This is a genomic window from Streptomyces gossypii, assembly GCF_025165795.1.
GTDB lineage: Bacteria > Actinomycetota > Actinomycetes > Streptomycetales > Streptomycetaceae > Streptomyces > Streptomyces gossypii.
The window spans coordinates 477934-501755 of record NZ_JAJAGO010000004.1; the positions used below are offsets into that span (position 1 = coordinate 477934).

Annotated in this window: 16 protein-coding genes and 1 pseudogene; 11 read left to right on the forward strand and 6 right to left on the reverse strand. The window is 72.3% G+C overall.

The window, feature by feature from the left end; genetic code table 11:
• Nucleotides 1-138 precede the first annotated feature (138 nt).
• On the forward strand, nt 139-2745 hold the full coding sequence (gene pepN, locus LHJ74_RS11305; protein ID WP_260217777.1) for an aminopeptidase N: 2607 nt from the start codon (nt 139-141) through the stop codon (nt 2743-2745).
• 170 nt (nt 2746-2915) lie between these two features.
• A complete protein-coding gene (locus LHJ74_RS11310; RefSeq protein ID WP_260217778.1) occupies nt 2916-4004 on the forward strand; it encodes a hypothetical protein in 1089 nt (362 codons plus the stop codon).
• Between the two features lies 1 nt (nt 4005).
• On the opposite strand, the gene LHJ74_RS11315 is transcribed toward LHJ74_RS11310, so the two are convergent.
• The gene (locus LHJ74_RS11315; RefSeq protein WP_260217779.1) at nt 4006-5754 is read right to left on the reverse strand and encodes a TIGR03767 family metallophosphoesterase; all 1749 of its coding nucleotides are present in this window, start codon (nt 5752-5754) and stop codon (nt 4006-4008) included.
• A 346-nt stretch (nt 5755-6100) separates the two neighbouring features.
• Between LHJ74_RS11315 and pepN (LHJ74_RS11320) the strand changes: the two genes are divergently transcribed.
• Nucleotides 6101-8824 (forward strand): aminopeptidase N, encoded by a 2724-nt coding sequence (gene pepN, locus LHJ74_RS11320; protein WP_260217780.1) that lies wholly within the window; start codon nt 6101-6103, stop codon nt 8822-8824.
• On the opposite strand, the pseudogene LHJ74_RS11325 reads toward pepN (LHJ74_RS11320), so the two are convergent.
• The 5 genes and pseudogenes from LHJ74_RS11325 to LHJ74_RS11345 all read right to left on the reverse strand — a co-directional run.
• Nucleotides 8790-9419 (reverse strand): annotated as a pseudogene (locus LHJ74_RS11325) (response regulator); the annotation flags it as partial. The gene pepN (LHJ74_RS11320) and the pseudogene LHJ74_RS11325 overlap by 35 nt on opposite strands.
• A gap of 128 nt (nt 9420-9547) precedes the next feature.
• The gene (locus LHJ74_RS11330) at nt 9548-10168 is read right to left on the reverse strand and encodes a GNAT family N-acetyltransferase (protein ID WP_260217781.1); all 621 of its coding nucleotides are present in this window, start codon (nt 10166-10168) and stop codon (nt 9548-9550) included.
• Between the two features lie 25 nt (nt 10169-10193).
• On the reverse strand, nt 10194-10409 hold the full coding sequence (locus LHJ74_RS11335) for a hypothetical protein (RefSeq protein WP_375546726.1): 216 nt from the start codon (nt 10407-10409) through the stop codon (nt 10194-10196).
• Nucleotides 10410-10491: 82 nt separating this feature from the next.
• Nucleotides 10492-10752, reverse strand: a complete 261-nt coding sequence (locus tag LHJ74_RS11340; protein ID WP_375546718.1) for a hypothetical protein — start codon at nt 10750-10752, stop codon at nt 10492-10494.
• A gap of 362 nt (nt 10753-11114) precedes the next feature.
• On the reverse strand, nt 11115-11654 hold the full coding sequence (locus LHJ74_RS11345) for an HNH endonuclease (RefSeq protein ID WP_260217783.1): 540 nt from the start codon (nt 11652-11654) through the stop codon (nt 11115-11117).
• A gap of 374 nt (nt 11655-12028) precedes the next feature.
• On the opposite strand from LHJ74_RS11345, the gene LHJ74_RS11350 reads away from it, so the two are divergent.
• The 8 genes from LHJ74_RS11350 (at nt 12029) to LHJ74_RS11385 (ending at nt 23820) form a co-directional block, all read left to right on the forward strand.
• The gene (locus LHJ74_RS11350) at nt 12029-13039 is read left to right on the forward strand and encodes a mechanosensitive ion channel family protein (RefSeq protein WP_260217784.1); all 1011 of its coding nucleotides are present in this window, start codon (nt 12029-12031) and stop codon (nt 13037-13039) included.
• 140 nt (nt 13040-13179) lie between these two features.
• Complete coding sequence (locus tag LHJ74_RS11355) at nt 13180-14517, forward strand: ROK family transcriptional regulator (RefSeq protein ID WP_260217785.1); 1338 nt, start codon at nt 13180-13182, stop codon at nt 14515-14517.
• Between the two features lie 29 nt (nt 14518-14546).
• Nucleotides 14547-15812 carry a 6-phospho-beta-glucosidase gene (locus tag LHJ74_RS11360; protein ID WP_260217786.1) on the forward strand — a complete coding sequence of 422 codons (1266 nt, stop codon included), beginning with the start codon at nt 14547-14549 and terminating at the stop codon, nt 15810-15812.
• On the forward strand, nt 15809-16840 hold the full coding sequence (locus LHJ74_RS11365) for an N-acetylglucosamine kinase (RefSeq protein ID WP_260217880.1): 1032 nt from the start codon (nt 15809-15811) through the stop codon (nt 16838-16840). The genes LHJ74_RS11360 and LHJ74_RS11365 overlap by 4 nt, the downstream gene beginning before the upstream one ends.
• A 217-nt stretch (nt 16841-17057) precedes the next feature.
• Nucleotides 17058-18476 (forward strand): GlnX family signal transduction membrane protein, encoded by a 1419-nt coding sequence (locus LHJ74_RS11370; RefSeq protein WP_375546719.1) that lies wholly within the window; start codon nt 17058-17060, stop codon nt 18474-18476.
• Between the two features lie 11 nt (nt 18477-18487).
• On the forward strand, nt 18488-19558 hold the full coding sequence (locus tag LHJ74_RS11375) for a glutamate ABC transporter substrate-binding protein (RefSeq protein ID WP_260217787.1): 1071 nt from the start codon (nt 18488-18490) through the stop codon (nt 19556-19558).
• Nucleotides 19559-19667: 109 nt separating this feature from the next.
• Complete coding sequence (locus LHJ74_RS11380) at nt 19668-21017, forward strand: coiled-coil domain-containing protein (RefSeq protein ID WP_260217788.1); 1350 nt, start codon at nt 19668-19670, stop codon at nt 21015-21017.
• Nucleotides 21010-23820, forward strand: a complete 2811-nt coding sequence (locus LHJ74_RS11385) for a serine/threonine-protein kinase (protein ID WP_260217789.1) — start codon at nt 21010-21012, stop codon at nt 23818-23820. The genes LHJ74_RS11380 and LHJ74_RS11385 overlap by 8 nt, the downstream gene beginning before the upstream one ends.
• Nucleotides 23821-23822: the final 2 nt, after the last annotated feature.

Genomic DNA, 23822 nt, shown 5'->3' on the forward strand with positions numbered 1-23822 from the left:
ACGCGCTGGCGGGGCCATTCCCCGTGTATGCGCCACGAGGCCCGCGTGCGATGCTGATCTGCGGTGTCCGGTGTCCGGAATCCGAGATCGGGCGTGTGCGCGCTACCAGAATCAGACGCGAGACAAGGGAGTCACGTCGTGCCCGGTGAGAATCTGACCCGCGACGAAGCGCGGCAGCGTGCCAGGCTGCTGGACGTGGACGGGTACGAGGTCGCGCTGGACCTGCGGTCCGCGCTCGCTCCGGCCCCGGAGGGGGCGGAGCGGACGTTCCGTTCGACGACCACCATCCGCTTCCGCTGCGCCGAGCCGGGCGCCGCCACCTTCGTCGACCTGGTGGCCCCGTCGGTCCACTCGGTGACGCTGAACGGACGCGCACTGAACCCCGACACCGCCTTCGACGGCACCCGCGTCACCGTCGACGGCCTGGCCGCCGAGAACGAACTGGTCATCGATGCCCGCTGCGCCTACAGCCGCACCGGTGAGGGCCTGCACCACTTCGTCGATCCGGAGGACGGCGAGGTCTACCTCTACACCCAGTACGAACCGGCCGACGCACGCCGGGTCTTCGCCAACTTCGAACAGCCCGACCTCAAGGCGCCGTTCGACTTCACCGTGACCGCCCCCGCGCACTGGACGGTGCTGAGCAACGGCGAGCGGGAGGGCGAGCCCACCACCGCCGACGGCGACGCCCTGGTGTGGAGTTTCGCCCGCACCCAGCCGATCTCGACCTACATCACCACGGTCGTCGCGGGCCCCTACCACTACGTCACCGACCGCTACCGGCGCGTGTCCGAGGACGGGACGGAGCTGGAGATCCCGCTCGGCGCGCTCTGCCGCAAGGGCCTGGCCCGGCACTTCGACGCCGACGACATCTTCCTCATCACCAAGCAGGGCCTGGACTTCTTCCACGACAACTTCGACTTCCCCTACCCGTTCGGCAAGTACGACCAGGCGTTCGTGCCGGAGTACAACATCGGCGCGATGGAGAACCCCGGCTGTGTCACCTTCCGGGAGGAGTTCGTCTTCCGCGGCAAGGTCACCGAGGCGTCGTACGAGGGCCGGGCGAACGTCATCCTGCACGAGATGGCGCACATGTGGTTCGGCGACCTGGTCACCATGGAGTGGTGGGACGACCTGTGGCTCAAGGAGTCCTTCGCGGACTTCATGGGCGCCCTGGCGCTTGTCGAGGCGACCCGCTTCGAGGACGGCTGGATCACCTTCGCGAACCGCCGCAAGGCCTGGGCGTACCGCGCGGACCAGCTGCCTTCCACCCACCCCGTCACGGCCGACATCCACGACCTGGAGGACGCCAAGCTCAACTTCGACGGCATCACCTACTCCAAGGGCGCTTCGGTGCTCAAGCAGCTGGTGGCCTATGTGGGCCGGGACGCCTTCCTGGAGGGCGCACGGCGCTACTTCAAGCGGCACGCCTGGGGCAACACCCGGCTGACCGACCTGCTGTCCGTGCTGGAGACGACCTCCGACCGGGACATGGGCGCCTGGTCGAAGGCGTGGCTGCAGACCGCCGGAGTCAACTCGCTGCTTCCGCAGGCGACCTACGACGCCGACGGCCGGATCACCGAACTCGCCGTCCTGCAGGAGGCGCCCGAATCGCATCCGGTGCTGCGCCCGCACCGGGTCGCGGTCGGGCTCTACCGGCGCGAGAGGGCCGGCTCCGGCCTGGTGCGCTACGCCCGCGCCGAGGTGGACGTCACCGGTCACCGCACGGTGGTCGAGGAGCTGGCCGGATCCGAGCGGCCCGACCTGATCCTGGTCAACGACGACGACCTGACCTACTGCAAGATCCGCTTCGACGAGGCGTCGCTGCAGACCCTGCGCGACCACCTGGGCGAGATCACCGACAACCTCAGCCGCGCGCTGTGCTGGTCCGCGCTGTGGAACCTCACCCGGGACGGGCTGATGCCCGCACGCGACTTCCTCGGCCTGGTGCTGCGCTTCGCGGGTGACGAGACGGACGTCGGCGTGCTCCAGATGCTGCACTCGTGGGCAGGGGTCGCCCTGGGGCGCTACACCGTGCCCGAAGGACGCGAGAGTGCCGGGCGGGAGCTGACCGAGGGCGCGCTGACCCAGCTGCGGCGTGCCGAGCCGGGCAGCGGCCACCAGCTGGCATGGGCCCGCTTCTTCACCTCGCTCGCCGAGAGCGAACACGACCTGCGGCTGCTGCGCGGGCTGCTGGCGGGCACCGGCCGTATCGACGGGCTGGAGGTCGACCAGGAGCTGCGCTGGACCTTCCTGCTGCCGCTGGTGGCGCACGGCACCCTGGGCGCCTCCCAGGTGGAGGAGGAGCTGGCCCGCGACGACACCGCCTCCGGCAAGCGGCACCAGGTGCGCTGCCTGGCCGCACGGCCCTCGCCGGAGGTCAAGGCGGCGGCGTGGTCCTCGGTCGTGGAGTCCGACAAGCTGTCCAACGCTCTGGTGGAGGCGACGATCTCCGGCTTCGCACACCCCGGCCACCAGGAGCTCACCGCGCCGTACACACCGCGGTACTTCGAGGCGATCGAGGGCATCTGGCGGACGCGTTCGATAGAGACCGCGATGGCGATCGTACGGGGCCTGTACCCGGCCCAGCAGGGCGACCAGAAGACGGCGGACGCCACGGAGAGGTGGCTGACCGGGCACCGCGAGGCACCGCCCGCGCTGCGGCGGCTCGTGCTGGAAGCCCAGGACGACCTGCTCCGCGCGCTGCGGGCGCAGCAGTGCGACGCGCGGGACGCCACGGGCTGACCGGGCGAGGGCCGGGCGGGCGGGGCGGCGGCTGGGGGCGGCTGGGGCGGCTGAAAGGGCGAGCCTGCTCGGCAGTCGAACTCCCGTACTTTAGGACGGTGTTGTCCGGCTTTGTCGACGACCCTGTAACAGTGGTTAGGAGCCCGCCGCCGGGCGGGCATCGCGGGGGCATGACCCCAGACACCCCGCCCTCCCCGCTCTGCCCCAGCCCTCTCGGCCCGCCGGGGCCGCCTGGTCCGCCGTCCGAGGCCCGCCGCCAGATCCTCCACTGCCGCACCCTGCGCGAGCAGGGCGTGTCCGCCGCCGAGGCCACCGAACGCTGCCGCCCCGGCGGCCCCTGGCGGATGCTGCTACCGGGTGTCTATCTGCTCGGCCAAGGGCCGCCGACCAGCGAGGAACGGCTGTGTGCCGCCCTGCTGTACGCGGCCGGGCAGCCGATCCCCGCCCAGGCGGGCCCGGACCGGTGCCCGGCACCGGTACCGCCCGCGCCGTCCGCACCGGAGGCCCAGATCACCGGACTCGCCGCGCTCGCCCTGCACGGCTTCGCCACCGCCCCGTCGCTGCCCGCGCTGGAACACCTCGACGTGCTGCTCCCCCGCGTCCGCAGGCTCCGCTCCTCGGGTTTCGCGCGCATCGTGCGCGCCCAGGTGATGCCCCGGGCCGAGCAGATCACCGGACTGCCGGTGGCCCCGGTCGCCCGCGCGCTCGCCGACGCCGTGGCCGGACTGACCGACCCGGTGGCCGGGCTGCCGGATGCCGCCCTGGCCCGCCGCCTGCTGACCGAGGCGGTGCGCGGACGGCGCTGCGAGGCGGCAGCGGCCGTACGGGAGTTGGACCGGGCCGGGCTGCTGGAGCTTCCGAGGGTGGCGGAGGCCGTCGAGAACCTCCTCGTCGAGGACCGTGCGGACGCGGAGGGGGATCTGTACGCGCTGGTGCGCCTGCACCGGCTCCCCGACCCCTGCTGGAACGTCGGCCTGCGGCTCCCCGGCGGTCCGGTGCTGGGCACCCTGGACGCGTACTGGCCCGAGGAGGCCGTCGCCGTCGAGATCACTCGCACGCCGCTGCCGGGCCAGGAAGCGCGCCGGGCGGAGCACGCGCGCCGGCGCGAGGTTCTGGAGCGGCTCGGGATCACCGTCCTGGCGCTGACCCCGGAGAAGCTGCGCACCTCGCCGCGGCAGCAGGCCGCGGTGGTACGGACGGCGCTGATGGCCGCCGACGACCGTGAGCCCCCGGCGTATGTCATGGTGCTGCCGCACTGAGTCAGTGCGGCTTCGGCAGCAGCAGTTCGGTGTTGCGGTCTCCCGGGTCGCCCTCCAGCGCCGTACGCCTGCCGGGCGCGTTGAAGGCGAGCTCGCGGTACAGCGCCGCCAGGCCCGTCTGTGAGAGGTCGTCGGGGTCGGTGCCGTACGGGGCCGCCGACTCGATGAGCGTGGTGAACAGTGAGAGCGTGCCGTCCCCGTTGTCGGCAAGCTCGATCGTGCGCGCCAGCTGCGGGAAGTCGATGTGCGAGGCGGTCGTGATCTCCCAGAAGGTGCCGTGGGCCGTGACGGTGTTCCGGTGGCTGTGCCCGTTGATCCAGGCCAGAACGTGCGGGTTGCGCTTGAGCAGGGAGATCAGCTCGGCACCGCCCTCGGGGGTGGAGGTCCCGGTGTGGTGGCTGAAGACGAGCACGTAGTCGTCCCGGTGCTGCTTCAGCTCCCGCTCCAGCCAGCGCAGCTGGTCCGCGCCGAGGGCGCCCTGGTAGTGGCCGCCGGGCCGGGTGGTGTCGAGGCTGATGCCGAAGACGCTGTCGGATATCCGGAAGGAGTAGTAGAGCCGGTCCTCGGCGAGGTTCGCCTCCGTGTAGCCGTGGCCGACCGGGCCGGGACCGGTGAAGCGGGGTTCGAGGTGGGCCGCCAGATACTCGCGCGGGGTGAAGGGCGCCCGCCCCGGATCGCTGGTGACGGTACGCAGCTCGCGTCGGTGGGCGCGCAGCATCTCCCGGAACCGTTCCCCCTTGGGGTCGAGTCCGTCCTGGACTCGCTTCCAGACGGCGGCGCCCTCGGCCCGGGGAAGGGTGAAGAGCTTCTTGTCGCCGACGGCGAAGTCGGCGAAGAAGCTGTCACCCGGCGCGTAGCAGCCGCCGGGCAGCACATCGTGGTTGCCGACCGTCGAGTACCAGGGCAGGGCCAGGCCCGGACTGTTGACCTCGCGCAGTGCGGCGCGCAGGAAACCGTCGAGGCGGGGGAATCCGAGCTGCTTGTCGGCGTCGCGGAGGGCGGACTCCGGCTGCCAGTAGAGCTTCAGGCCACTGTCCTGGACGCCCTCGTACGCCTGTGCGTCGCCGGTGTTCGGTGTGATGCGCCCGCCGCTCATCGCGGTGAGGTACCACTCCAGCTCCGCCTGGCAGTTGTTGTCGGTGTTGTCGCCCGTCGTCATCACGAAGGAGAGCGGGGCGCCCGTGGCGGGGCCGCCGCGCAGGGCGTTGACCCGCTCGATCAGGGAGACCGCCCCGGCCACCGAGAGCGCCTCCTGCGGGCGCCAGGCGCTGGCGGTCTCGGCGCGCAGGTACTCGTAGCGCAGCGGGTGCTGGACGTCCACCAGGTGCAGATCGGTGAGCTGCACGAACGAGGTGAGCGCGGTCCGCCGTTCGGCCCGCGCCCCGGAAGGGGCGGCCAGCTCGGTGCGGACGACCCGCTGCCAGCCGGGCCCGCTGCCGAGCCCCCGGTAGCCGGAGGCGCCTTTCGGTGCGGCGACCGCGTTCAGCGTGGTCTGGGCACGGGAGGGCCGGACGGCGGCAGCGGCCGCCGGGAGCTGGTGGGAACCCACGGCACCGCGCGCAGCGGGCGCGGACCCGGCGGCTTCGCCGCCACCCGGGCCGACGGCGAAACCGAGTCCGGCCGCCGCACCGGCCGCCCCGACGGTGGTGAGCAGGGTGCGCCGGTCGAGGGCGGGGCTCTCGGAGCGGTGGGGGAAGCGGTGGGGGAAGGGGTGGCGCGGAGGGCCGTCCGGCGGGTGCCTACGGGACATGCGGGGTCTCCCGACTGCGAACACGAGGTGTGCGGGCGGGGTGGTTCCCACCCACTCGGGATGCTTGGCAGCGGGGATGGCCTGCGCTTTAACGGCGCCGGAACGCCCGACACCCATCACCGTTCTTGGATCACCGGTCTTCGCTGCCGCCACGTACCGCTCCCCGCGCGGAGCGCTTCCGCTCACCCGCAGTTCACCCGGGGCCGCCGGACGCACGCGGACGACGTACGGGCAGGTCCTGGGGAGGTCTCACCTGCGCCCACGCGCCGCATGGAAGGATGGCCGGGGCGGGTTTCCCGGAAACGCGCTCAAAAGTGCCGAAGGGTGCAGGAAAGGGAGATAACAGGTGCCTGGGACGAATCTGACCCGCGCGGAAGCACAGGAGCGCGCGCGGCTGCTGACCGTGGACGCGTACGAGATCGAGCTGGATCTGAGTAACGCGCAGGAGGGAGGGACGTTCCGCTCGGAGACCACGGTGCGCTTCGACGCGGCCGAGGCCGGGGACACCTTCATCGACCTGGTGGCCCCGACCGTGCACGGCATCGAGCTGAACGGTCATCCGCTGGACGCGGACTCGGTCTTCGCCGACTCGCGCATCGCGCTCAGCGGCCTGGCGGCGGGGGCGAACGAGCTGCGCGTCGTCGCGGACTGCGCGTACACCAACACGGGCGAGGGCCTGCACCGCTTCGTCGACCCGGTGGACGAGCAGGCGTATCTGTACACGCAGTTCGAGGTACCGGACGCGCGACGGGTCTTCGCGAGTTTCGAGCAGCCGGACCTGAAGGCCACCTTCCGGTTCACCGTGCGGGCCCCCGAGGGCTGGACGGTGATCTCGAACTCCCCGGCCCCGGCGCAGGGCGCCGACGCGGGGGACACCGGGAACGTCTGGCGATTCCCGCCCACACCCCGCATCTCCTCGTACATCACCGCCGTGATCGCGGGCCCGTACCACAGCGTCCACAGCAGCTGGGAGGGTGACGACGGGCGCAGCGTGCCGCTGGGCATCTACTGCCGCCCCTCGCTCGCCGAGTTCCTGGACGCGGAGGACATCTTCGCCGTCACCCGGCAGGGCTTCGACTGGTTCCAGGAGAAGTTCGACTACCCCTATCCCTTCGCCAAGTACGACCAGCTCTTCGTGCCGGAGTTCAACGCCGGGGCGATGGAGAACGCGGGCGCGGTGACCATCCGCGACCAGTACGTCTTCCGCTCGAAGGTGACCGACGCCGCGTACGAGACGCGCGCCGAGACGATCCTGCACGAGCTGGCGCACATGTGGTTCGGCGACCTGGTCACCATGGAGTGGTGGAACGACCTGTGGCTGAACGAGTCCTTCGCCACCTACACCTCCATCGCCTGCCAGGCGTACGCCCCCGGCAGCCGGTGGCCGCACTCCTGGACCAGCTTCGCCAACCAGATGAAGACCTGGGCCTACCGCCAGGACCAGCTGCCGTCGACCCACCCGATCATGGCGGAGATCCGTGATCTGGACGACGTGCTGGTCAACTTCGACGGCATCACCTACGCCAAGGGTGCCTCCGTACTCAAGCAGCTCGTCGCCTATGTGGGGATGGACGAGTTCTTCGAGGGCGTGCAGCACTACTTCAAGCAGCACGAGTGGGGGAACACGCAGCTCCCCGATCTGCTCGGCGCGCTGGAGCAGACCTCCGGCCGGGATCTGAAGACCTGGTCGAAGGCGTGGCTGGAGACCGCGGGCATCAACGTGCTGCGGCCGCTTGTCGAGACGGAGGCCGGCGAAGGAGCGGGCGCCGGCGAAGGAGGCGGTGTCCTCACCCGCTTCGCCGTCCGCCAGGAGGCTCCCCCGCTGCCCGCCGGGGCAACCGGCTCCCCGGTGCTGCGCCCGCACCGGATCGCGGTGGGGACGTACGACCTGGTGGACGGCAAGCTGGTCCGTACCGACCGGATCGAGCTGGACGTCGACGGCGAACTGACCGAGGTGCCGCAGCTGACCGGCCGCCCGCGCCCGGCCGTCATCCTGCTCAACGACGACGACCTCTCCTACGCCAAGGTCCGGCTCGACCCCGAGTCGCTCGCCAACGTCACCCGGCACCTGGGCGACTTCACCGAGTCCCTGCCGCGCGCGCTGTGCTGGGCCTCCGCCTGGGACATGACCCGGGACGGCGAGCTGCCCACCCGCGACTACCTCGACCTGGTGCTCTCGGGCATCGGAAAGGAGTCGGACATCGGGGTGGTCCAGACGCTGCACCGCCAGGTGCGGCTCGCCCTGGAGCTGTACGCCGCGCCGGAATGGCGTACGACCGGGCTGGCCCGCTGGTCCGAGGCCACCCGGGAACGGCTGCTGGACGCCGAGCCCGGCAGCGACCACCAGCTCGCCTGGGCGCGTGCCCTGGCGGCGACCGCGCGGTCGGACGAGCAGCTGAGCCTGCTCTCCGGGCTGCTGGACGGCTCGGCCGGCGTCGCCGGTCTGGCTGTCGACACCGAGCTGCGCTGGGCGCTGCTGCTGCGGCTCGTGGTGATGGGGCGCGCGGACGAGAAGGAGATCGCGGCGGAGCTGGAGCGGGACGCGACCTCGGCGGGCGAGCGGCACGCCGCCGCGGCCCGCGCGGCACGGCCCACGGCCGAGGCCAAGGCGGAGGCGTGGGCGTCGGTGGTGGAGGACGACAAGCTGCCCAACGCCGTGCAGGAGGCGGTGATCTCCGGCTTCGTGCAGACTGATCAGCGCGAGCTGCTCGCCCCGTACACCGCGAAGTACTTCGCGGCTCTCAAGGGCGTCTGGGAATCACGCAGCCACGAGATGGCGCAGCAGATCGCCATCGGCCTCTATCCGTCCCCCCAGGTGCGCATGTCGACTCTGGAGGCGACGGACGCCTGGCTCGCCACCGCGGAGCCGAGCGCGGCGCTGCGGCGGCTGGTCGTCGAATCCCGTGACGGGGTCGACCGTGCGCTGCGCGCGCAGTCCGCGGACGCGGCGGCGGGCAGGGACAGGGGCCGCCGCGCGGTCTGTGCGGGGGGCGGCGGGCGCGGGCGGGGCTCCGGGCCGGCGCCGGCCGGCCCTGGGGCCGCGTCAGGAGCCCGCGTTCGAGGGCGATGACGACGGCACGGGTCCGGTCGCTCACGTCCAGCTTGGCGAAGGTGCGCAGCAGATGGGTCTTGACCGTGGCCTCGGCGATCACCAGGCGACGGCCGATCTCCGCGTTGGTGAGCCCGTCGGCCACCGCGTTCAGCACATCGGCCTCGCGGGCGGTCAGAGCCGCCACCGCGGGCTGCCGCATCCGTGCGACCAGCTTCTCGGCAACCCGGGGCGCCAGCACCGTCTCACCCCGGTGAGCCGACCGGATGGCCTCCACGAGCTGTTCCCGGGTGGTGTCCTTGAGCAGATAGCCGATGGCCCCGGCCTCGACGGCCCGTTCGATCTCGGCGTCGGTGTCGTACGTGGTGAGGATGAGCACCCGGGTCTCGGGATGCCCGGCGACGATCTCGGCGGTCGTCGCGACGCCGTCCAGGACCGGCATGCGCAGATCGACGAGGGCGACGTCCGGGGCGAGCCGCTCCACGAGGCCGAGCGCCTCCCTGCCGTCGCCCGCCTCGCCGACGACCTCGATGCTGCTCTCCGGGGCCAGCAGTGCGACCACCCCGGCACGCATCACCGCGTGGTCATCCACCACGAGCACCCGCAGCCTGTTCATCCTCACCGCCCCCTCACCGTCCGCATCCCGCCGGTCCGGTGCCCATCCTGGCCGCCGCGCCCGCCTCCGCACCAGCGTCACCCGATGGAACCTTCCGTCAACCGACCGGTGGACCTCGATGGTTCGGCTCATGCTGTGCGCGGCGGCGGATCCGTCCCGAGCCAGTCCGCGCGGGCGAGGGTGTACTCCACCTCGCCGTGCTCCGAGCCTTCGAGGGGGTCCGGCCAGTCGGGGAAGAAGGTGCGGTGCAGCTGAAGGCCCGACTTCTCCATCACCCGCCGGGAAGCGGTGTTGACGGCCATCGTGTTGGCCGTGACCCGTTGGACGCCGAGCTCGGTGAAGCCCCTCCGGATGAGGGCGCGGGAACCCTCGGTGGCGTAGCCCCTGCCCCAAGCGGACTTGTGCAGCCGGTAGCCCAGCTCGACCACCTCGCTGCTGTCCTCCTCCAGAGGACGGAACTCGAACCAGCCCAGGAACCGGCCGGTGCGCGTCCCTGCCGTCTCCTCGGCGGCCCAGAAGCCGGGGTGGCCGCCGAAGGGTTCCGCAGTGCCGGAAGACATGCAGGGATACGAGCGCAGCATCCGGGGCAGCGTCTCGCCGCGCACGGTCTCGGGCGACACCGGTTGACCACCGTTGAGGTGGCGCATGACGTCGGGGTCGTTGTGCAGCTCGGTCAGCTCGGCCGCGTCGGCTTCCGTGGCGGCGAAGTGCCGCAGGCGCAGCCGAGGGGTGTCCAGGGCGAAGGTCATGCGCCCGAGTGCGCCGGCACGGCTGTCAGGTGTTCGGCTGCTTGCGGGACTTCTCACCCATGACGACCAGGCCCGCGATCACGGCGAAGAGCAGGATCGGCAGGCCGACGTAGATACCGAGTGTCTCGACGACGCTCAGGCCGGGGCCCGGGTCGTCGCCGTCGTCGCGGGTGAGGGCGAAGGCGGGAGACGACAGGAGCAGCGGTAGGGCCGCCCCGGCGGCGAGAGTACCGGCGCGCATCGCGTTCTTCTTGTTTGCCACGGTCACAACGTAACCAATGGGCCGACGGCGCGCGCGGCCGGGGTGCCCGTCAGAAGTCCGCTCAGATGTCCGCGGACTCCGTGCCCAGACCGGTGCCGGTGGGCTCGCTGGTCAGCGGGAGCTCGGCGGCGATGGGAAGCTCGCTGGTCAGGGGAGCGACGTCGGCGAGCGGCGGCTCGCTCGTCAGTGGTGGCTCCGGGTATCCGATGGAGCACGAGCCGTCCAGTCCGGAGTCCGGGTCGGACACGCCGGACAGGTCTACCGGCTCGTGCCCCTGTTTCGGAAGGGGGCTGCTGATCAGGAGTTCGGCGGACGTGGCCACGGCGGGCCTCCGTTCGTGGACGAGTGACGGTCAATAGTGCCTGTACCCAGCCTGCGGGCACGCAGACGTCCGTGTGGGCCAAACGTGTCCCACCTCACGTGTGTTTCGCAGGCGAATTCACGGCGCCGGGCCCCAGGGGACGCAGACACTCCCGTGATTCCGGGTGCTCCGATCCAGGATTTCCTTCCCGGTCACCCGGTGCGGCAGGCCGTCACCACAGGTGACCGGCGGGGAGCGGCGCGGCTGGAGAGCGGTGTACGCGGTGTACGGGGCGCGGGGGCGGAAGGCGGCAGGGCGGCAGGCCGCTCCCGCCGGGGCCTTCCCGGCGGGACGTCAGGCCGCGACACACAAAAACCCGGGTCTCAGGCAGAAACTCTGCCGTCGATCCGGGCGAGGTCGTCGTCCGCGCCGTACGGTTGCAGGTACGGCAACCAGCGCGGATCCCTATGCCCCGTGCCGATGATCCGCCAGGCCAGACCCGACGGCGGCGCGGGATTGTGCCTCAGCCGCCAGCCGATCTCCGCGACATGACGGTCCGCCTTCACATGGTTGCAGCGGCGGCAGGCCGCCACCACGTTCTCCCAGGTGTGCTGTCCTCCCCTGCTGCGCGGAACCACATGGTCGACGCTGGTGGCGACACCACCGCAGTACGCGCACCGGCCGCCGTCCCGGGCGAACAGCGCACGGCGGGTGAGGGGAACGGGGCCGCGAAAAGGCACCCGCACGAATCGTTTCAGCCGCACCACACTGGGTGCGGGTATGACATGGGTCGCGCTGTGCATCAGGGCGCCGGAGTCCTCAAGGCTGATGGCCTTGTCGTTGAGGACGAGTATCAGGGCGCGTCGGAGCGGTACGACACCGAGCGGCTCGTACGACGCGTTGAGGACCAGGACATGCGGCACGGTGCCTCCTCCTACGTCGGCGGCGCGTGGCTCGCGCCGTGACGATCTCCCCTCAGTGTGTCCTGAGCTCCCTTGGCCGCGCCACCACGACCGCGTAACGCACCAGGCGTGTTTTCCGCCACACCGGGCAATTCACCCAGTGGCGTGCCTGGTCGGGGCGGTGTCGGCCGCCTGGAGGTCAACCCCGTGCGCCCGCGCAGCCCGCGCCCGCTCCGGCGCGGATCCGGCGCGGATCCGGCGCGGATCCGGGGCGGATCCGGGGCACGAAGGGGGCATGGACTGGGCGCCGTTTGTGCGGAACGTGGGCCATTAGTGTGTTCACCGGATGTGCGTCCCCCGCGCACATCCGCCAGCGCCCCCGGGGCGCGTCCCGCATGGAAGGTACTGCTGTGTCCTGGTTGCTGGGTGCCACCCCTCCGCCCGAGGGCACCACGTCACTCGACGAGGCCCATGAGACGGCGACGAACGCCGCGGGCTGGTTCGAGGAGAACTGGTCGGACTGGCTGGCCGCCGGGCTGCGCATGCTGCTGATCCTGGCGATCGCGGTGGTGCTCCGCTATGTCGTGCGGCGGGCCATCAGCAAGTTCCTCCGGCGGATGAACCGCAACGCGGCAGCCGACGCCAGCGGCAACGCGCTGCGCGGACTGCTGGTCAACCACGAGCGGCGGCGGCAGCGTTCCGAGGCCATCGGCTCGGTGCTGCGCAGCGTCACCACCATCGTGATCATGGGCACGGCCGCCCTGATCGTGATGTCCACCCTCGGCATCGACCTGGCGCCGCTGCTGGCGAGCGCCGGCGTCGCGGGAGTCGCGCTCGGCTTCGGCGCGCGGAACCTGGTCACCGACGTGCTGACCGGGACCTTCATGCTGCTGGAGGACCAGTACGGCGTGGGCGACCGGATCGACGCGGGCGAGGCCACCGGGACAGTGCTGGAGATCGGACTGCGGGTCACCAAGCTGCGCGGCGTCGACGGCGAGATCTGGTACGTGCGCAACGGCGAGATCAAGCGCGTCGGCAATCTCAGCCAGGGCTGGGCGACCGCGGGGGTGGACGTCCAGGTCCGCGCCGACGAGGACCTGGAGACCGTACGGGAGGCGATCTCCATGGCCGGTGAGGAGATGTCGAAGTCCCAGCCGTGGGACGAGGTGCTGTGGGCTCCGGTGGAGGTGCTGGGGCTGGACTCCGTGACGCTGGAGTCGATGGTGGTCCGGGTCTCCGTCCGCACGATGCCCGACGAGGCGCTCGGGGTGGAGCGGGAGCTGCGCTGGCGGATCAAGCGGGAGCTCGACCGGCGGGGGATCCGGATCGTCGACGACGAGTCGCTGGCACTGGAGGCGGCGCGGCGGCCCGCAAACGACTCGGGGCCGGTCCGGCTGCAGAAGTGAGTGAGGGGCGGTCGAGCCCGTACCGCGCCGTTGACGCGCCCCGGGGCGGGCTCTACAGTCCCGACTGAGCGATGAACAGGAAACCTTCCTAACAGTTCGCCGCAGGGCGGGGTCGGCGGGACGGGTCAGAAGGGCCGCAGATGGGCAAGCAGTCCCCGGCGCACCCGGGCACTCCGCAAGTGCTGCGCGCGATGAACGACCGCGCCGCGCTCGATCTCCTCCTCACGCACGGCCCGCTCTCGCGCGGCCGCCTGGGCGAGCTCACCGGCCTGTCCAAGCCGACCGCCTCCCAGCTGCTGGCCCGGCTCCAGACCGCGCGCCTGGTCATCACCAGCGGCACGAGCGGCGGCCCGGCCACGGGCACCGCCACCGGCGCGGGCCGCCCCGGTCCCAGCGCCCAGCTCTACGCGGTCAATCCGCGGGCCGCGCATGTCGCCGCCCTCGATGTGACCACCACCGGGCTGCACGCCGCCGTCGCCGACCTCACGGGCCGCGTCGTCGGCACCCACGAGGTGCCCGCCCCCGACCGCCGCAGCACCGCTGCCACGCCACCCCCCAGCACCCCCGAACTGGTCGTACGGGCGGTGGACGGGGCGACCGCTGCTGCCGGTCTGCTCCCTACCGACCTGCACCGCGTGGTGATCGGCACCCCCGGCGCCTTCGACCCCGGCACCGGACGGCTCCGCTACGCCGCGCACCTTCCGGGCTGGCACTCCCCCGACCTGCTGGACGAGCTGGCAGCCGCGCTGCCGATGCCGCTCTCCTTCGACAACGACGTGAACCTGGCCGCCGTCGCCGAGATGCGCGGCGGAGCGGCCGACGGCTGCGAGGACTTCGTGCTGCTCTGGAACGAGCAGGGCATCGGCGCGGCCCTGGTCATCGGCGGCAGGCTGCACCGGGGCCGGACCGGCGGCGCCGGGGAGGTCGGCTTCCTCCCCGTGCCGCACACACCGCTCGTACGAGACGCCGCTCGGATCGGCAGCGGCGGCTTCCAGGAACTGGCTGGTGCGGGCGGCGTCCTGCGGCTGGCACGCGATCTCGGCCTGCCCTACTCCCCGGACGCCGCCCCGCACGAGGCCGCGGCGGACCTGCTTCGGCGAGCGGCGGACGCGGGTACGGCCGGAACGGCAGACGGACCCGCGGCCGGACCCGCGGGCACCGGCGGCACCGGACCGTACGACGCGCTGCTGCGCGGTTTCGCCACCGGCACCGCGATCGGCCTCGCCGCCATGGTCGCGGTGCTCGACCCGCAGCTGATCGTGCTCTCCGGCGGCGTGCTGGCGGCGGGCGGCGAACCCCTGCGCGAGCTGGTCCGCGCCGAGCTGGCCGAGCTGGCAGTCCCCCGGCCCCGGCTGGTGCTGGGCAGCGTCACCGCGCACCCGGTGCTGAGCGGCGCGCTGGAGAGCGCCCTGGCGGCCACCCGCGACGAAGTCTTCGACACCACGCACCGACCCGACCCCCCGCCGACCCGATACTGACCCGACTCTCCAGGAGTGGACCGGACCATATGAAACTCGCAGTAGTTGGCGGGGGTTCCACCTACACCCCCGAACTCATCGACGGATTCGCCAGGCTGCGCGACACCCTCCCGCTGACCGAGCTGGTCCTCGTCGACCCGGCGGCCGAACGCCTGGCGACCGTCGGCGGCCTGGCCCGCCGGATCTTCGCCAAGCAGGGCCACCAGGGCCGCATCACCACCACCTCCGATCTGGACACCGCCGTCGACGGCGCCGACGCCGTCCTGCTCCAGCTGCGCGTGGGCGGTCAGGCAGCCCGGGCCAAGGACGAAGCCTGGCCGCTGCAGTGCGGCTGTGTGGGGCAGGAGACCACCGGCGCGGGCGGCCTCGCCAAGGCGCTGCGCACCGTGCCGGTCGTCCTCGACATCGCCGAACGGATACGCCGCCGGAATCCGGACGCCTGGATCATCGACTTCACCAACCCCGTCGGCATCGTCACCCGCGCCCTGCTCCAGCACGGGCACCGGGCAGTCGGACTGTGCAACGTCGCGATCCATCTCCAGCGCAAGTTCGCCGCGCTGCTGGAAACGGATCCGGCCGAGGTCCATCTGGACCACTACGGCCTCAACCACCTCACCTGGGAGCTGGGAGTACGCCTCGGCGGCCCGGACGGTGCGGACGTACTGCCCCGGCTGCTCGCCGAACACGGCCCCCGTATCGCCGGCGAACTGCACCTGCCGCCGCCGCTCCTGGAGCGTCTGGGCGTGGTGCCCTCCTACTACCTGCGCTACTACTACGCGCACGACGAGACCGTCGCCGAGATGCGGACGAAGCCGTCCCGGGCGAGCGAGGTCGCGGCCATGGAGGCGCGGCTGCTGGAGATGTACGAGGATCCGGCGCTGGACGAGAAGCCCGCGCTGCTGGCCGAGCGGGGCGGCGCGTTCTACTCCGAGGCCGCCGTCGCACTCGCCGCCTCGCTCCTGACCGACAGCGCGGGCACCGTACAGGTCGTCAACACCCGCAACGACGGCACGCTGCCCTTCCTCCCCGACGACGCCGTCATCGAAGTCCCGGCCCGCGTCTCCCGTTCCGGCGCCCGGCCACTGCCCGCCCCCACCCTCGACCCTCTGTACGCGGGCCTCGTCTCCCATGTCACCGCCTACGAGCAGCTCGCCCTGGAAGCCGCGCTGCACGGTGGCCGTGACCGGGTCTTCCGCTCCCTGCTCGCCCACCCGCTGGTCGGCCAGTACGACCGTGCCGAGGCCCTGACGGACAGCCTGCTCGCCCACAACCGGGAGCACCTCGCGTGGCTCTGAACGACACCGCCGACGGCCGTACCACCGGCGGCCGGTCCCCCGGCGAAGCGTTCCTCGCCGTCGACGCGGGCAACAGCAAGACCGATGTGGCGGTCGTCGCCGCCGACGGGGCCGTTCTCGGCACCGCGCGCGGCGGCGGCTTCCAGCCTCCGGTCGTCGGCGTGGAGACCGCGCTCGACGACCTGGAGCTGACCATCGCCCGCGCGGCCCGCGCCGCCGGGACGGAACCGCCGTTCGCCCTCGTCTCCGCCTGTCTCGCCAACGCCGATCTCCCGCGCGAGGAGCGGGAGGTGACGGCAGCGGTCGGCCGCCGGGGCTGGGGGCGCGCCACGCACGTGGCAAACGACACCTTCGCGGTGCTGCGCGCGGGCCTGCCCGACGACGGCTCGGTGCGCCGCGGCGTCGCCGTCGTCTGCGGCGCGGGGGTCAACTGCGTGGGGCGTGCCGACGACGGCCGTGTGCACCGCTTCCCGGCCCTCGGCCGCCTCTCCGGCGACTGGGGCGGCGGCGGGGGCCTCTCCGACGAGGCGCTGTGGCATGCCGCCCGCGCCGAGGACGGCAGGGGAGAGTGCACGGAACTCGCCCGCGCGCTCCCCGCGTACTTCGGACTGCCCACCATGTACGCGCTGATCGAGGGCCTCCATCTGGGCGATGTCCCGGTCACCCGGAAGCATGAACTGGCCCCACTGCTTTTCGAGGTGGCGGCGGCCGGTGATCCGGTGGCCCGCGCGCTGGTGCACCGCCAGGCCGACGAGATCGTTGCGCTGGCGGCCGTCACGCTGACCCGGCTCGGCCTGCTCGCCCACGCGACCCCGGTGCTGCTGGGTGGCAGCGTCCTCGCCGCCCGGCATCCGATGCTGCACGACCGGCTCACCGAAGGTCTCGCCGACCGTGCGCCCAGGGCGACCGCACGGCTGGTCTCCGCGCCGCCGGTGCTCGGGGCCGGGCTGCTGGCTCTGGATGAACTGCGCGCCGCGGAGGGGGCGTACGCACGGCTGCGCGAGCAGTGCGACACCGCCGGTGCCTGACGTCCACGCGGCACGGGGAACCGAACTGGTGCCCCACGCGTGTGGAGAGGCAGGAGACCAGAGCTGAAGATCGCGATCCGAACAAGATCCCGGCAATAACGGTGTGGTGAAGGGTCCGTGCCGCCATACTGCTGCCCGTGGACCCGGAGCTGTCGCGACCCAAAGGTGCAACGGGTGCGCGGCCCTGTCAGCGACCAAGGGGGAGGTCTTTAGAGCCGTGACCCAGCCGCCCGACGTGCGCACAGTGCCACCTCCCCCCCAGTCGGCGCCGCCCGGCTCCCCGGAGCAGTCCTCCGGCCTGCCACCCCCCGAGAACCCTCCCGGCCGCACCACCGCCTGGACCGAGGGCGTGCGGCGGCTGCGCACGGCGGCGACGACCGAGCCGGGCCGGCTGCGGATCATCGGAGCCGCGCTGGCCGCGCTGATCGTCGTGTTCGGAGCGGTCACCGCCTGGCAGGTGAGCGACAGGTCGGACGCCGCGGCCTCCGTCGTCGACCACAGCCAGCCGCTGAGCGCCGAGGCCGCGAGCATCTACCGCTCGCTCGCCACCGCCAACACAACGGCGTCCAGCGGCTTCCTGGCCGGGGGCGACGAGCCCCGCAGCGTGCGCGAGCGGTACGAGCTGAACGTCCGTACGGCCTCGGAACTGCTGGCCTCGGCCGCCGCGAACTCCCGGGGATCCGCTTCCGCACAGCGCCAGATCGCCAAGCTCAACCGCGAACTCCCGCGCTACACCGGGCTGGTGGAGTCCGCACGCGCCAACAACCGGCAGGGCCTGCCGCTGGGCGGCGCGTATCTGCGCTATGCCAACGAGCGGATGCACGAGGAACTGCTGCCCGCCGCCAAGGAGTTGTACGAGACGGAGACCGCGCGGCTGCACCAGGACTACGACGACGCGAAGTCCTGGCCCTGGATCGCGCTCACCCTCGGGGTGCTCACCATGGCGGGGCTCGGCTGGGCGCAGCGCCGCCACTACCACCGTACGAACCGGGTGTTCAATCCCGGCCTCCTGGGAGCCACCGCCGCGACGCTCGTCGCACTGCTGTGGCTGACGGCCGGGCACGCGTTCGCGCGCTCGGGGCTCGGCGAATCCGACGAGCACGGCGCCCGGTCACTGCACGCGCTCAACGAGGCATGGATCGGCTCGCTCCAGGCTCGCGGCGAGGAGAACATGTGGCTGGTCGCCCGGGGCGCGGGCAGCGAGTACGACGAGAGCTACGGCAAACGGATGAACGCGGTCGCCGGATCCCCGAAGGGCGAGATGGGCGGGCAGTTGGCCGCCGCGCTCTCCAGGGCGGACGACGCGCAGGGCCGTGACCCGGTCGACGACGCCTACGAGTCGGTCAAGGACTGGCGGAAGCGGCACAACGAGGCCAGGGCCATGGAGGACAGCGGGCGGTACGACGCGGCGGTGGACCTGGTGATCCAGCCGAAGGGCAGCACCGGAGAGTCCTTCGACGAGGTCGACGAAAGCCTCAAGAAGGCGAGCGAGCACGAGCAGGCGGAGTTCGAGCGTGCCGCGGACGACGGCCGGGGGGCGCTTACCTGGCTGGCCGTCGGGGCGGCGGTACTTGCCGTACTCGGCGCGGCGGCGGCGTTGCTGGGCATCGGCCGCAGGCTCTCGGAATACCGGTGAGGGGCGGTCCCATGAGAAGTCGGAGCAGGCGCATCAGGAACGCGGGGCACACGGACCGCCCAGGGCGTACCGGACGCACGGCGGTCGTGGCGGGCGTGAGCGGCCTCGCGGTCGCCGCGGCCGTACTGGTGCCGACCGCGCTGGCCAGCACGGGCGGTGACGGATCGGGCGGCCGTCCGGAGACCCGGCGGGCCACGGACGGGCAGGCGGCCGCGCCGGCCGCAGCGGCGCCCGAGCGGGAGAAGTGCGACAACGGCCGTGACCCGGCGGAGAGTCTGCCGGCCGCCGACACGGCCGGCCCGGCGGTCAAGCGCATCCAGGAGGCGGATCAGCTCGTCGTCGGCGTCGACCAGAACAGCTACCTGTGGGGCTACCGCGACCCGACGACGGGCACCATCGAGGGCTTCGACATCGACCTCGTCGAGGCCGTCGCCGAGGATCTGCTCGGTGACAAGCCCGAGATCGTCTACAAGACCATCCCGACGGACCAGCGCATCCCGGCGATCCAGAAGGGCGACGTCGACATGGTGGTGCGCACCATGACGGTCAACTGCGACCGGATCGACGAAGTCGCCTTCTCCACCGCTTACTTCGAGAGCGGCCAGCAGATGCTGGTCCCCAAGAAGAGCCGGATCACCGGGCTGGACGAGAGCGTCCGGGGCAAGCGGGTCTGCAACGCGAAGGGCTCCACGGCCGAAAAGCTGCTGGAGAGCGACGACTTCAAGGATCTGGGGGCCAAGCAGGTAAAGGTCGCCAACCAGCTGGACTGCCTGGTGCGCATCCAGCTCGGCGAGGCGGACGCCGTGCTGACCGACAACGCGCTCGGCGCCGGGCAGGCTGCCCAGGACCCGTCGGTGAAGCTGGTCGGGGAACCAGCCACCATCGAGCCCTACGGTGTGGCGATGAGCCTGGAGGACGAGGATCTCGTCCGGCGGGTCAACCACGTCCTGGAGGAGTACCGAAAGGGCGGCGACGAAAGCCCCTGGAGGCTCTCGTACGAGGACTGGCTGGCCGACATGATGGACACCGGCACGGACGAGGAGCCCGAACCGCCGGAACCGGCCTACAAGCCCGAGGACTGAGACAGAGCAGCAGCGACGGCAGGAGGCGGAGGAGGAGAGGCACAGCGGCAGCAGGCGCGGACGACCGGGCACGGCGCGAGATGGCACGAGAGAATCAGTGAGGTGATCGATGGGCCCCTCGGGACCCACCGGGCCGGTGATGAGCCGGGAGGAGGTCGACCGTGCGCTGGCGCGGCTGGACGCCGAGCACGAGGCGGTCGAGACCTCGCTGCTGGCGCTCCAGGACCACGCGGGTCGGCGGCTGCTGGAAGGCGCGCAGCTGGCCGGTCTCACCGAGCAGCGCTGGACGGGAGCCGAACAGGTGATCACGCGCCTGTGGAGCGGCTTCGACACCTACACCCGCACCCTGCACAACGCGCGCGAGCTGCGGGCCCGGCGCCGCTGGCCGAGCCGGGACGATCTCGCCGAACTGACCGGACTGCTGCGCGGCACTCTGACGGTTGCCGGTGCCAGCGTCCCCGGTGCGGTGCCGCCGGAGCCGGGCAGCAACGGGCCGGGCGGCGGCGAGCTGGGCCAGGCCGCCCGTCTCACCGAGGAGTTGACCCTCGGCGACCTGGTCCAGCGGATGAACGGCTGGTATGCCCAGGCGCTGGACGTCGTCGCTGCGGCCGACTCGGTGTGGTCCGCCCTGCCCGCCCGGATAGACCTGCTCGCCGCCGAGCTGCAGCGGGTGCGCTCGCTCGCCCACTCGGTCGGTGTACGCCCGGGCGAGCACCCCTCGGGCGACGAACTGGACCAGATCACCGCGCAGCTCACCGAGCTGCGCGCCGAGGTGCTGCGCGATCCGCTCGCCTTCTGGAGCCCGACCGGCGGCAGTTCGGCGCCCGGCGGCGGGCGGCCCGACACCTCCCGGTACGACCGCGCCGCCCGCGCGCTGGAGGACGTCCGCCGGGAGATCGACGCGGTGCTGACCGTCCGCCAGGATGCCGAGCAGCGGCTGATGAGCCTGCGGGACCTCCTCTCGCGCGCCGACCGCACCCTCGCCGAGGCCCGTACGGCGCGGGTCGAGGTGCTGGCGAAGATCGCGGCCTTCGAGGTGCCCGCCGTCAGCGGCCCGCCGACCGCCCTTCACGAGCTGCTCTCCCGGGCCGTCGAATACCGCCGCCATTCCCAGTGGCACCGGCTGTCCCCGCTGCTGGAGAGTCTGGAGCAGCGTGCCGAGGACGAACTGGAGCGGGCCCGCGCCTCGCTCTCGGCCGTGACGGCCCCGCTCGCCGTACGGGCGGAGCTGCGCGGCCGGCTGGACGCCTACCGGGCGAAGGTCGCCCAGCACGGCATGGCGGAGGACCGGATACTGATCGAGCGCTACGACGCGGCCCGCCGCATGCTGTGGAGCGCCCCGTGCGATCTGCGGGCGGCGGAGGACGCGGTGCTGCGCTACCAGCGGACGGCACAGGAAGTCCTGGTACCACGGCAGGGCGGAGCCGCCCACGCCGACCGTAGGGGGATTCATGAGTGAGACGCCGGAGACGTCGCGGAGGAAGTGCCAGCGCCCCGGCTGCACGGGAGCGTACGAGGACATGGGCGGCGGGGAGCTGTACTGCGACACCTGCGGCCTCGCGCCCGTCGTCTCGCCCGGCGGCATGATCGGCGCCACGCCGACGGGCCTGACCGGCGCGGGGCGGGGCGGCGGGTCCTCCTCGTCTCCGTCCTCGTCCGGCCGGTCTGCGGGTTCTTCGGGCTCCTCCCGTGAATCGTCCCGCAGTTCCTCGCGTTCCTCCCGCGCCTCCGCCCGTTCCCAGTCCTCGCGGCGCTCGGTCTCGGGGCGGCTGTCCCGGTCGCTCTCGCTCGGCGCGACCGCGTCCGCCCAGCATGTTTCGGTGCGCAGCTCCAGCGGCAGTGCCAGCACGTCGGGGCGGGGCAGGCTGGGCCTGGGCCTGGTCGCGGTGCCCGGCGTGCCGAAGGCGGACCCGGCCACGGTGGTGCTGGACAACCCGGAGGTGCCGGAGCGGAAGCGCTTCTGCAGCAGCGGGGACTGCGGCGCACCGGTCGGCCGCGCGCGCGGCACGCGGCCCGGGCGTACCGAGGGCTTCTGCACCAAGTGCGGACACCCCTACTCCTTCGTGCCCAAGCTGCGTACGGGCGACGTCGTGCACGGCCAGTACGAGATCGCGGGCTGTCTGGCGCACGGTGGGCTGGGCTGGATCTATCTGGCCGTGGACCGTGCGGTCGCCGACCGCTGGGTGGTACTCAAGGGCCTGCTGGACACGGGCGACGAGGACGCGATGGCCGCCGCCATCTCCGAGCGGCGCTTCCTGGCGGAGATCGAGCACGCGAACATCGTGCGCATCTACAACTTCGTCGAACACCTCGACCGGCGCACCGGCAGCCTCGACGGCTACATCGTGATGGAGTACGTCGGCGGCAGGTCCCTCAAGGAGCTGGCCAACTCCCGCCGCACCCCGGAGGGCAGACGGGACCCGCTGCCGGTCGAGCAGGCGTGCGCGTACGGCATCGAGGCGCTGGAGGCGCTGGCGCACCTGCACAGCCGCAACCTCATCTACTGCGACTTCAAGGTCGACAACGCGATCCAGCAGGACGACCAGCTGAAGCTGATCGACCTGGGTGCGGTGCGGCGGATGGACGACCAGGACAGCGCGATCTACGGCACGGTCGGCTACCAGGCGCCGGAAGTTGCCGAGACCGGGCCCTCGGTCGCCTCCGACCTGTACACCGTTGCGCGCACGCTGGCCGTGCTCACCTTCGACTTCCAGGGCTACACGAACGTCTTCGTGGACAGCCTCCCGGAGCCGGAGGGCATCGAGCCCTTCCGGAGGTTCGAGTCCTTCTACCGCTTCCTGGTCCGTGCCACCGATCCCGATCCGCGGCAGCGCTTCGCCTCGGCCGTCGAGATGGCCGAGCAGCTGACCGGCGTGCTGCGGGAGGTCGTCTCGCTGCAGACCGGGCGCCCGCACCCCGCGATGTCGACGCTGCTGGGCGCGGAACTGCGCGTGGTGGACACCGAGCTGCTCGCCGGCGCGAGCGGCGACACCTCCAGGCTGGGCGCCCGGCGGCCGGCCGCGCGCCGGCGCGGGGGCCGCGGCGCGGCGGTTCCCGCATCCGGCGGCCACCCGTCCGCCGTGGGTGCCGTGATTCCGGGCCAGTCCGCTGTGAGCCAGTCCACGGGCGGCACCGCGCTGCCGCCCGCTCCCCCTCCGCCCGCCACGACGCTGGCCCAGCAGAGCCAGGCCGTCGGCCAGTACGGCTCCTTCGGAAGCACCCCGGCACACGTACGGCTGCCGGACCGGCCCGGGCTGCCTCCCGCCCCGGGCACACCGCCACCGGGTGCGGCCGTTCCGGAGGCCGCAGGCCCGGCGCTCGTACCGCTGCAGCCCGCGGCCACCGCGCTCGCGCTGCCCGTGCCGCGCGTCGACCCCGGCGACCCCAACGCGGGCTATCTCGCCGGTCTGATGACCTCGGCGCCCGCGGAGATCCTCCGGGCCCTGTGGTCCTCGCCCGCCGACTCCATCGAGCGCAGGCTGCGCGAACTGCGGGCCCGGCTGGAGATGGACACCGACTGGGACCTGCAGGCCGCCAGGGACGTGCTGCGCGATCTGGAGACCGGGCATTCGGACGACTGGCGGGTCGTCTGGTACCGGGGTCTGTACGCATTGGTCACCGGCGACCGGGAGACGGCCGCGCTCGCCTTCGACGCGGTGTACGACGCGTTCCCCGGCGAACCGGCGCCCAAGCTGGCGCTGGGTATCTGCGCGGAGGTACTGGGGCAGCTCGACAACGCCGCCGAGTACTACCATCTGGTCTGGGCGACCGACCCCACCTATGTGAGCGCCGCCTTCGGACTCGCCCGCGTCCGCCTGGCGATGGGTGACCGTCAGGGCGCGGTCCGGGTACTGGAGTCGGTGCCGGAGGCGTCGATCTACTTCATCGCGGCGGGCGTCGCCACCGTGCGCGTCAGGCTGCGGAACCGTCGCCCGGAGGAACCGCTGATGGGCGACTTGCACACCTCGGCGCAGCAGGTCGAACGGCTGCGGGAGCTGGGCCTCGACGCGCTGCGCCAGGAGGAGCTGACCTCCGAGGTGCTGGGCATCGCGCTCGACTGGGTGCTCGCGGGCTCGATCCTCGCGCCCGAGGACGTGCTCCGTAACGACGAGAAGCTTCTCGGCGAACCGTTGGACGAGGACCGCCTCCGCCTGGGGCTGGAACGTTCGTACCGGCGGCTCGCGCGGCTGGCGCAGTCCAGTACGGAGAGGATCGAACTGGTGGAACGGGCCAACCGATTCCGCCCCAGGACGTGGGTGTGACA

Excerpts from the sequence above, each read along its gene's own strand:
- LHJ74_RS11310 (WP_260217778.1), top strand. The coding sequence starts at position 2,916 with ATGACCCCAGACACCCCGCCCTCCCCGCTCTGCCCCAGCCCTCTCGGC.
- LHJ74_RS11315 (WP_260217779.1), bottom strand. The coding sequence starts at position 5,754 with ATGTCCCGTAGGCACCCGCCGGACGGCCCTCCGCGCCACCCCTTCCCC.
- LHJ74_RS11330 (WP_260217781.1), bottom strand. The coding sequence starts at position 10,168 with ATGACCTTCGCCCTGGACACCCCTCGGCTGCGCCTGCGGCACTTCGCC.
- LHJ74_RS11335 (WP_375546726.1), bottom strand. The coding sequence starts at position 10,409 with ATGCGCGCCGGTACTCTCGCCGCCGGGGCGGCCCTACCGCTGCTCCTG.
- LHJ74_RS11350 (WP_260217784.1), top strand. The coding sequence starts at position 12,029 with ATGGAAGGTACTGCTGTGTCCTGGTTGCTGGGTGCCACCCCTCCGCCC.
- LHJ74_RS11355 (WP_260217785.1), top strand. The coding sequence starts at position 13,180 with ATGGGCAAGCAGTCCCCGGCGCACCCGGGCACTCCGCAAGTGCTGCGC.
- LHJ74_RS11360 (WP_260217786.1), top strand. The coding sequence starts at position 14,547 with ATGAAACTCGCAGTAGTTGGCGGGGGTTCCACCTACACCCCCGAACTC.
- LHJ74_RS11375 (WP_260217787.1), top strand. The coding sequence starts at position 18,488 with ATGAGAAGTCGGAGCAGGCGCATCAGGAACGCGGGGCACACGGACCGC.
- LHJ74_RS11380 (WP_260217788.1), top strand. The coding sequence starts at position 19,668 with ATGGGCCCCTCGGGACCCACCGGGCCGGTGATGAGCCGGGAGGAGGTC.
- LHJ74_RS11385 (WP_260217789.1), top strand. The coding sequence starts at position 21,010 with ATGAGTGAGACGCCGGAGACGTCGCGGAGGAAGTGCCAGCGCCCCGGC.